This window comes from Pseudomonas fuscovaginae SE-1 (genome assembly GCF_000364705.1).
GTDB classification, from domain to species: Bacteria; Pseudomonadota; Gammaproteobacteria; order Pseudomonadales; family Pseudomonadaceae; genus Aquipseudomonas; species Aquipseudomonas fuscovaginae_A.
Genome location: NZ_AQOH01000059.1, coordinates 1 through 9,853, shown reverse-complemented (window position 1 = coordinate 9,853; position 9,853 = coordinate 1). Strand labels below are relative to the sequence as shown.

7 protein-coding genes and 1 pseudogene are annotated in these 9,853 nt (G+C 53.1%); 5 read left to right on the top strand and 3 right to left on the bottom strand.

From position 1 onward, the window contains the following. A pseudogene (locus tag K675_RS30465) lies at positions 1-995 on the bottom strand (site-specific integrase); the annotation flags it as partial. Then, a complete protein-coding gene (locus K675_RS0106680) occupies positions 992-2,446 on the bottom strand; it encodes a tyrosine-type recombinase/integrase (RefSeq protein ID WP_017902736.1) in 1,455 nt (484 codons plus the stop codon). The pseudogene K675_RS30465 and the gene K675_RS0106680, both read right to left, overlap by 4 nt. Positions 2,447-2,944: 498 nt before the next feature. Between K675_RS0106680 and K675_RS0106675 the strand changes: the two genes are divergently transcribed. From K675_RS0106675 to K675_RS0106665, 3 genes are read left to right on the top strand one after another with little or no spacing between them, the layout of a single operon-like run. After that, positions 2,945-4,003 (top strand): hypothetical protein, encoded by a 1,059-nt coding sequence (locus tag K675_RS0106675; RefSeq protein ID WP_017902735.1) that lies wholly within the window; start codon positions 2,945-2,947, stop codon positions 4,001-4,003. Continuing rightward, entirely contained in the window at positions 3,990-5,168 is a 1,179-nt protein-coding gene (locus K675_RS0106670; protein ID WP_232434401.1) for a hypothetical protein, read from the top strand. The genes K675_RS0106675 and K675_RS0106670 overlap by 14 nt, the downstream gene beginning before the upstream one ends. Continuing rightward, positions 5,165-5,851, top strand: coding sequence for a hypothetical protein (locus K675_RS0106665; RefSeq protein WP_017902733.1), 687 nt, complete (start codon positions 5,165-5,167; stop codon positions 5,849-5,851). Before K675_RS0106670 ends, K675_RS0106665 begins: the two co-directional genes overlap by 4 nt. Before the next feature lie 316 nt (positions 5,852-6,167). Here the strand turns inward: K675_RS0106665 and K675_RS33880 are convergent, their stop codons facing one another. Beyond that, positions 6,168-6,359, bottom strand: a complete 192-nt coding sequence (locus tag K675_RS33880; RefSeq protein ID WP_269745382.1) for a type II toxin-antitoxin system CcdA family antitoxin — start codon at positions 6,357-6,359, stop codon at positions 6,168-6,170. A 223-nt stretch (positions 6,360-6,582) separates the two neighbouring features. Here K675_RS33880 and K675_RS0106660 point away from each other — a divergent pair, with 223 nt between their 5' ends. Both K675_RS0106660 and K675_RS32920 read left to right on the top strand, forming a co-directional pair. Continuing rightward, the gene (locus K675_RS0106660; RefSeq protein WP_080635318.1) at positions 6,583-9,432 is read left to right on the top strand and encodes a UvrD-helicase domain-containing protein; all 2,850 of its coding nucleotides are present in this window, start codon (positions 6,583-6,585) and stop codon (positions 9,430-9,432) included. An 82-nt stretch (positions 9,433-9,514) separates the two neighbouring features. Further along, positions 9,515-9,853 (top strand): hypothetical protein (locus tag K675_RS32920; RefSeq protein ID WP_198291618.1); only part of this gene is annotated, 339 nt, incomplete at its 3' end.

The following is a 9,853-nucleotide window of genomic DNA, read 5'->3' as shown; positions in this document are numbered from 1 at the left end:
AATACTGCATACTCTTCAGGGGACAATACGCTTTGCGCTTCCCAGTTTTGGGTTTCTTGGCGTGCTGCTTTTTCCTCGGTTTTCTGCTGTATTCTGTTCTTGCGACCATCAAGTCCAGAATTATAGCGTGCTCTCCTAGACTCCAGGTTTTCACTTTTGGACTGGCTGAGTTTCACCGATCCCCAGTATTTTGCGAAGTCCGCATAAGATTTTCTGTTCTCTGTGCTGGACTCTTCGAATTTGGTTGCAGTCAGATGAGCATGATAGCCATCAAGCAGGCGTGCTTGGTCAGGACTTACAATCGATGGATATTTTTTTGCGAACAGGCGAAGCCAGGATAGATAGGAAAAATCCAGACATTTGCTACCCTTTGTCGCTTTGCTCTTGATTTCACGTTGTTTGTCTACAACTAGAGGCGCTATCTCCCACAATTCTTCAAAAACTATGTCTTGAGGGCTTTTCCAATTCACGCGGTACTGAAAGCGTCGCGCGTTACGCTGCGGATTCAACTCCCCTAGCCCAGCGATCTCGTCAATGAAACCCTGAGAGCTTTGTATCAACTCCGGATACTTAGCCCATACGCCACTCAAGTTGAAGCTGTGGGGGAGGGTAACTTTTCCTTGGGCCCACAAGAGTACGAACATCGCCCGGATGGGGATGCGAACTCCGCTAACGTCTTTCAGTTCTGGCGTACATTCGCCCGTGAGCTCCGTATATAGGGGCAATCCGACCTCGAGTTGTTTGTCGGGTACGAGGCAGAGATCGTAGAGGGTGCTCAGCTCTGGATAGGTTAAGGCCCGACCTTTACGATGCCGCAGGAAGATGGACACGGCCAGGCGATGCCTGGCCTGCTTGTCTTTCAGAAGCTCAGGATTGGCCTTCCCTGATACGGTCTCGGCATCCATGGCTTTTTGAGCCAACTCTTGCAAGATAGCCGCTGCACTACTCAGGACATCGTCGCCGTGCAGGGTAAAGCTGTCAGTAGTATTGATCACGCTTCTGGGCCCTGCTCAAGCAGTTGCTCGCCCAGTCGTGTATAGGCCTGGCCACGGTAGTAGTCGATGCTTACCCCGGCGCCTCGGTGGTAGATGAGTTCATTTGCAGCGTCTACCTCCACAAGGGTGTGAATACCCAAGTCAGCGGCATAGATTTCAGTGCTTTTGAGGTCGGCATGGCCCATCAACAGCTGAATTTCAGGAAGGTCGAAGCCCGGCTTAGGCCGGCCCGGCACCACTACATAGTTACGTGCCCACACGCCGAAAGTATGGCGGAAATCGTGGGACGAGTAATTCCCTTGAGGCGCTACGAACTTCAGTTTCTGCTGAGTGGCTTGAATGCTGCGGTTGACTGCTCTGTTTACGGTGTTGGCTTTGCGCTCGCAGAGAGGGATGCCATAGGTGTCCTCATCAAGCGACAACAACAGCCAAGGGCTATCGGAGCAAGGCCGCACGGCCATGTACTCCGCTAGCTTCTGCCAGAAGATCGACTTGAATGGCTCGAACATTGTCACAACAGCCGTCTTACGGCCTTTGAAGCCAAAGCTTTCCTTGTTCGTTGTGTCACGCAAACCATGGGGGTCTTCGACGCGTATGATCCTCTTATGGACGTCAATGTCCTCCAAGCGTATCCCCATCGCTTCCGATAACCTCAAACTCCCGAGCCCAAAGCTCCAGATCAGGCCGTCCAGTGGAGTTGGGGCGTTTTCAAGCATCGGCAGAATGTGCGGGATGCCGATGTGTTTCGCCTCCTTCTTTTTCTTGACTTTAGGAGCGCGCAATCCGCCCTTGGCTTTCTCTGCACCGGCGCCAAGAGTGGGTTTGACCTGCAGCGTGTTGGCATGGATTTGAGCCAATTCCTGAGGGCTGCGCACCCTGGGCTTGAGCTCTGGCAATGCATGCACCTGTGCCTGGGGAGGCTGGCCAGCGAGAACTGAGGCTATTTCTGCCTGTTCGAACGTGATTGTGCTGCAGACCTCCAGCATCAGATTGGCACCTGCGATGTATTGGCCTGCTGATGCGGCAGAGATCGTTTTGCGGCCCGTTCGAATGGCTGCCTGCCGGACAATCGGATCTTTGGCGTTCGCACCGTCGATGAGATAGGACGGGAAAAGCTTCATGGTTTTCGAAGCCGTAGCAGGGTCAAGGCGGCCAGAGAGGGCGCCTGTTTCATAAAGGAACTCGGTAAAGACACGCCCACCCCTCTCAAAGCCGATGATTGAGTTCCTTGCGTAGCTGGTGCCAATCTCGCCCCAGAGGTGCTCAGTGAACTCGTTGTAGAAATCCAACGGGGCACCGGTTGCCGTCTCGTAGAGCCTGGGTGGCTCGCACTTGACCAGAGTGAGGCTGTTCATTTCTTGGATGGTGCTGTTTCGGGCCGGCTGCTTTTGCGAGTCTTTCGGGGCAGAATGTAGGCCTTGGCCCACCAAGGCAATCGTCGATTTATTCATATATTGACAAAGGTTCCGGCTTGTGGTGTAATGTTGGGCGCCGGATGGTATTTACTGTAATGTAAAATCTCAAATCACAAAATGTTCTTTGTGATTGATTTTTTATGCCTTTTGGTTTTGTTCCTCCTGTAGAGGTCAGATTTCCATAGCGACTTGAGGTCAGTCCTCACACCGCTCTAGGCCCCATGATTCAAGGCTTTCAGCCTCTCTAAGCACTTCTAAAAATGGCGTGGGCGGACTGTCCAATCGCTGACTCTCCCTAGCGGCCAAATCCCTGAATCCTCGTTTGTTTTCGCCCCTGAAATTGATTCGAGTGTGCTGTCGCAACCCCGACGAGCGGCACAAGCTTGGAAGGGCTCGCGGTGGTGATGCTCGCCATTTTCGGGTAGCTTGTGCTGGCATGAAGCCATCTTTACTGCAGGACGCATCTCATCGGCATGGGCCAACGATCCCCTGCTGTCACCGTTCCTGCGCATTCATTTCGTGACGGGAACAACCATGTCAGGCGGCGAAACCGAAAAAATTGCGAGGCTTGCTGAGCTCGTTTCCAATGACATCTTCAGCTTCTTCCGTTGGAAGAAAGAGGGGCCTGCGAACCTCAATTTCGTCTGTGTGAAGCCGGAAACGCATGCTCCTCAGAAGAAGTCTGAGCACACGCATCCCACCGACGTGGTGTTCAAGTATGCAGACCCCTATCTGAACAAGGCTGTCTACCTTCACACTGATTTGAAGAGCTATGCGGTGGGTTCGATCACCCTGGACTCGATCAAAAAGGCCTTGAAGTCCTTGGGGAAGAGCATCGACTGTGCCCGTTCCTCGGGGGAATGGCAGGCGCGGTACCATTTGGCAAAACGTGAAAAGTACGAAGTGCGTGGGATGCTGTTCGTCTTCAATCATGATGACGAATACGACAAGGATTTTTACGACCACTTCAAGGATTACAAGGGTGAGAACCTGCACATCAAGGATGGTCAGCAGGTTCATATCGTTGAACCTTCCCTGATCAATTACCTGAACACGCTGCAGGTCGATGTGAACGCCCTCAGGGCCAAGGGGACATTCCCGAAGGACAACTACACCTTCTATTACCCTGACCTAGTTTTGCACAAGGCCAGTGGCGAATACTGGGAGCGTGCGGCCACCGCTGAACTGATTGCCTCGCCATATATGATCATCCACCACAAAGAGGTGATCTCTTACTGCGAGAAAGCCAAGGCGTTGGCCGAGACGTATGGCGAGGGTTATCTGATCTATTATCGCCGCGACGGTAGCTCCGAGATCGAGTTCAGATATCTCTTCGATGCGCTGTCTAGGTTCCAGATTCTTAACGCCAACAAGGACTTGAAGATCCGGATCAGGGTTGCCAATCGCTACCATCACCCCAGCATCCTCAGCAACTTCAATGCTGCCATCAACAGCTATGTGACTGAGTGGGGGGAGGACGAAAATCGCAAACGCAAACTGCAGGCGATCGAGCTGGACATCGTGAATCACGCAATTCCGAACTATAAGCCCGAAGCGATCGGATGGGAGCGAGCTAAAAATGAGAATGGGTAGTCTGTACTTCGCATCCGACAAGGCAATTTTCGATGCGCTCACGCAGCGAAGCCTCACGAGCGCCGAACTCAGAAAGGTCTTTCTCTCCAGGGGGATCGTGATCTCGAATGAGTCGGACAAAAAATTCCTGGCCAATCGCTTCAGTGCTTTGTTCCACGATTACTACGACTATCGGAACCTATCGCTCTTGGTGGGTGGCCGTGACAGTCGTGAGAAAACTACCAATGTGGTCGTCACCTCCGCTGTTCCCAAAGAAAAGCTGGCGGACGCCCTCAACTCCGTCAAGGAGTGGTTGATTGATGATCAACACGAACAAGCTGAGGTTGCCATCCATGGTGATCAACTCAAGCTCACCGTCAAATACCAGAAGCTTGATCTAAGCCAGGCGGAGTTCCGCCAGGTGGTTGAGAAGACGGCAGAGGTGATCATTGAGAAGCAAGGCAGTGGTTGGAAAATCACTGGGCCGATGAACGACAAGTTCAAGGACATCACGGATCAGTTGTACTCCCAGATCGAGATCGCCACTGATCAAGATGTGGCGACCCGAACCATTTCCTTGGAGGCGATCTCGGACGCGGGCATCAGGACGAACTTCCTTCGCAGCCTGATCCGTAACCTCAGGGATATGGAGGTGGTAGATGTGGTCGACGTGTCCACGTTCAACCCGAAGGATCGAGAGGATGATGACCTGGATCTCAGTGATGAGGCGCTGGTGATCGAAGATTCGATTGAGGTCGACTCTGATTATGAGGGCGAGGAGGGTGAGGGCGACGATCCTGAGGCTGAACTGGCCAAGCCGCAACCCGAAGCCAAGAGTCACAAGATCATCCGCATCGACAAGGCGTCTTTGAAAGGCAAAGGCGTTTTGGAGTCAAAGCAGCTCATGGAGCTTGAGGGCCACGGTTTTTATCTGTGGAAAATTCGATGGACAGCTCGCGAAAAGCTCGTCGGGTCGGAAATCGTGCAATTCGAGGCCCAGTTTGGCAACCAGGCTAAGTACTGCGACTTCTCCTACATCGTTAAAGGTGTCTACAACTACCACAATGGAAAGTACGCCAAGAACCTCGTGCGTGCCGAGCCTGTGTTCGAGCAAAAGCTCAAACTACGGCTAGAAGAGGCGGCGCAGAAGACATTGGATGACATCGAAAGGAGCTTGAAGGTATGAAGTCAAAGCGGCTGAAACTCTGGGTTCTGACCGCTCGAATCGACTTTCAGACCCTTGTGCATGGACTTCGTCGGCAACCGTTCAACGACCATAATCGCGTGGGTGTTGAGCCGATCGAGATTCTGGACGACCAGGCCACATTCCGGTACCACGAGCAGCGAGACATCACCCAGTTGTTCACAAACCCTCTGGGTGAGACGGTGGAGTCGAGTTACTCGATGTTCATCAGCTTCGATATGGTTATCGAGGTATTGGGCCAGGATCGATTTTCGATTTGCATGAGTTCGCCTGCCAAAGATCTGAAACCGTTCGTGGAGCTGATCCGGGCCGCGACGGGGACTAATTTCGCGCTGGAGATTGTGAAGCCAGACATTTCCTCGGTTTATCAGCAGCTCAAGGCTGACAAGCGTTTCACCAGAGTGATGGCCAAGCGAATCGTGTCAGGGGCAGTAACCTTCGATATTGAAAGCAGCTACCGGGTCGACATTGCTTCCACCGGTAACGCGATGACGAAGCTATTGGAGATCACAGGTGGGCGGGCTGCGCCGATCGACAAAATCAAAATTGTCTACCAGTACGACTCCAAGCCCGTCCAGGTTGAGATGTCCAGGTCTGGTTCCATAGCTGTATCGTTGGATGATGAGGAGCATCTGCACCTACTGACGAACCTGTTGATCCGGTGATTGGTCAGCAGTGCCTTGTAGGTCGAGCAGGCAGGGAGGCATCGGCAAAACCGATTCCAAGGGGGGGCTGCCGACCACTTTGTTCGTGCCCCAATCCTTATTAGTGCGGCGGTAGATCCGTGAAGGGCAGCCTAGGATAGATCCGCTTCTCCTCAGCGCATTTGGAAATCCGGTAGCACGCTGACAGTAATTCATCCTCCGAAGGGCAGTGCCGAGTCATGACCTCGAACTCGTCGTAATCAAACGCCAGGACGCGTACAGGCGCCAGTTGAGAAACCTTTGTCCGTACTTATAGACGTATCAGAGGCCGATCAGGCTAGAAGCACCGCACTCCAGCGCTAAATACATCATGTGCTGTGACACGTTCGTTGTAGCGCTTCATGGCCTGGCGGTTCGTCCGTAACCATTGTTCAGGCGTCTGCCGCTCGCGCTGAAGCCCTTTCTGATCAACCTCTGGGGGCGCCGCAATCGAACAATCATCCCCAGCAATCCGCTTTGGATCAGTCATCATTCTCGTTCCTTTGAAATCAAAAGCGAAGTCTACCTGCCAGTTCGCAACCTGCCTCGTCGAAGGCCACAACTTCGTATTCCTCAATGGGCACCTAGCCTATTTAAGTCGGGAGCGCTTTCTTGGCCGTTGGGATTGTTCTCTGTTTAGGGTATGAATACCTACCTTGGAAGGTAGTGGGCAGCTTTTCGCCCACGCATTGTCATCGTGGGGGAGGTCGTTTTTGGCAAGGGAATATGTATGGAGACCATCGTTTTTTGGCCGCCTGTTTACCGGATCGTCGCCGTGGTCGTTGCGTTTGATAAACGGGCGTTTCGAATTACACGTGAATGATGAGAGAGTCGAGATCAATCTAGATCGAGGTGACCGCATCAGCGTGCACCGAGGTGTTCTCTGGGGCCGCCTGTCCTTGTTGGACGGTATGTTAAGGGGCCTGCCTAACACGGCTGTGGTGAGCCTCAACGAAGTAATCACGGGCGTGATGGATGATCACCAGCGTCTTGTAGCAGAGAGACTGGCGGAGGCCGAGCGGCTCAAGCTCGCGCGAGTCGAGCGCTTCAGGGCTGCATATGCGCTCGTCACGACGTGGTTGGCCGATGCAGAGCGCCTGCTGACTAATTCCAGAGCCCAAAGACGCTGGGTTACTCATGAACAGCAAATGGCACTGCAGGCCATCAGGCCTGTGCTCTCTATGCCTGAGAAGGAGCTGAACACCCTGCTGGAAGACGAAGACCTGAGAAAGTCTTTGGGGCTACAGCACTTGGATGTACAAAACTCATTGGTTGCCTTTCGAAAGGATTGGACGGCTCACTGGGTAACGGAGAACAAAGCGCATACCGAGAGAGAGCGGGTCGCCTCCAGCAAGTTGCTCTCGAACGTGGAAAAGCGCGCGTTGAACGACGAACAGGCCGAGGCAGTTATTTGTTTCGATAACCGTGTTCAAGTGGCGGCGTCCGCAGGGTCTGGCAAGACGTCCACCATGGTCGCGAAGGCAGCCTACGCTATTGACCGTGGCTTTTTTCAACCCAAAGAAATCGTGATGTTGGCGTTCAACAAGGACGCAGCAAAAGAGCTGGCTGAGCGTGCGGAACAATCGTTCAAGCGCCTGGGAATGGACGGAGTCAAGGTTCGTGCTAAGACCTTCCACAGGCTAGGCCTCGCCATCATCGGCTACGCCACTGGAAAGAAACCGCGTGTTCCCGATTGGGTGGTCAAGGAAAAACTGGCATTCGAGAAGCTGGAAACGCTTGTTGATGGGTTAAAGGACAGTTCTATCGCATTCCGCAGCCGATGGGACTTGTTCCGGCTCGTATTCGGTCGTGATCTTCCAACCTTCAAGGCAATGAAGATACCTCCAAAGACCGGCTCCAAGTCTGGCCGTCTCGTCCCTCTGCAGGGCGATCCGGTCAAAAGCCTGGAGGAGTGCATGATCGCCAACTGGCTGCACTACAACGGCGTCGAGTATGTGTATGAACGCTCATATGAGCATGAGACCGCCACCGCGACCCACAGCCAGTACCACCCAGATTTCTATTACCCAGCGATTGGGTTGTACCACGAGCATTTTGCCTTGGATGGCAATGGGAAGCCCCCGGATCACTTTGAGGGGTACCTTGAAGATACCGTGTGGAAGCGCGCGCTGCATCGACAGCATGGCACGCAACTCATCGAGACAACCTCTCACCAGATCCGTGATAACACCTGGATTGAGCACCTGACACGTGAGCTCACGAGCCGAGGGATCCAGCTCGCCCCAAACCCTGATCGCCCCTTACCTCCAAATCGTCAGCCACCGCTATCGGAGATGAAGTTGATTGGGCTGATCCGAACCTTCATCGCTCACGTGAAAAGCAACTGCCTGACCCAGGAAGATTTGCGGGCTCGTGTCGGCGGGCTGTCGTCGGGGCTATTCACACATCGCTACAATATGTTCCTGGATATCCTCTGGCCTGTGATGGATGCCTGGAATCGAGCACTGGAAGACGTTGGTGGACTGGATTTTGAGGACATGCTTGTGCAGGCCGCTGAGCACGTGGAGCAGGGACGCTGTAAGCCGAAATTCCGACTGGTTATGGCTGATGAGTTCCAGGACGCATCCAGGGCGCGAGCGCGGCTGTGTAGAGCATTGGTAGGTGAGCCAGGACGCCATTTCTTTGCAGTTGGCGATGATTGGCAATCGATCAACAGATTCGCCGGCTCTGATGTTTCGATGATGACGGACTTCAAGAGGTTTTTTGGTTCCGGGCAGTTGCTGAAGCTGCAGCAGACCTTCAGATGCCCGCAAGACCTGTGCGACGTCTCGAGCCGGTTTGTCAGCAAAAACCCTGTGCAGCTCACTAAAACAGTTGTCTCGGCAACACCTGCGGTGGGCCCGGTACTTCGGGCCGTGATGGTACAGGCCAAAAAAGAGATCGGGCCTGCCATCGTCACATTCCTTGAGAGTCTGCTTGCAGGCCTGAAGGACGGTTCGATCCCGAAAGCGAGCGATCGCTTGATTAAGGTATGCATCCTCGGGCGTTACAACGACGAGATAGGCTACGTTCCTGAGAACTGGCAGGCGAAATGCCGAGGCCTTGTTGAACTCTCGTTCTTGAGCGTTCATCGATCCAAGGGTACCGAAGCCGACTACGTGATTTTACCCGCCATGGTGAGTATGAAGCGTGGTCGGAGCTTCCCAAGCACGATGACAGATGACGCTGTCCTGAGTCTGGTAATGCCGGCAGGAGATTCATACCTGTTCGCAGAAGAACGGCGTCTCTTCTATGTCGCCCTCACGCGTGCAAGGCGGACAGTGGTGATGTTCACGGTGGACAAGCAGGTGTCGGTATTTTTGAAGGAACTGGTGCAGGAAGGCGCTCTTGAGGTCGAGGACATCCACGGGACTCCTATCAAACTCTATCCATGCCCTAGCTGTAACGTGGGTGACCTGGTGGTCAAGGACGGAAAGCACGGGAAATTCGTCACCTGCAGTAACTATCGAGAATGCGATTTCAAGCCGAGGCCTGCGAAGAAGCCAGCCAAAAAGGCATTTTACTCGGGGCGACGATTCTCTAGGCGTAGGTTTGGCGTATAGGTTGAGTAGTCGAACTTACTAGGTTTTAGGATTAAGAAGGGATATTTTTGCAGTTTGCAGAAATCGAGCTTAGGGAGTCAGAATGCTCAGTGATATTGGATTTAATGAAGGCATCGCGGATGATGATGCTGTGGCGATCATTGTAGGGCCTAATGGCTCGGGAAAGAGTTTTTATTTGCTGGATGTAGCTAATGCGTATAGGAATAAAAGAGATGTTACCATTCTTTCCAATACGCCTTACGGTCGACTAAATAATCTACGGGGTATTAATAAATTTGCGGTGGGAAGGTTCGCTGCTTCACCGCAAAAGATTATAAAGAAGGCTGTTCTGACTGCTCTTGGCGAGGAGGGGGCTGCTTTTTATCACATAAGTTCTATACTTGATTATTGCGGATATTACTCGCGATTCGGTTTCCGACTG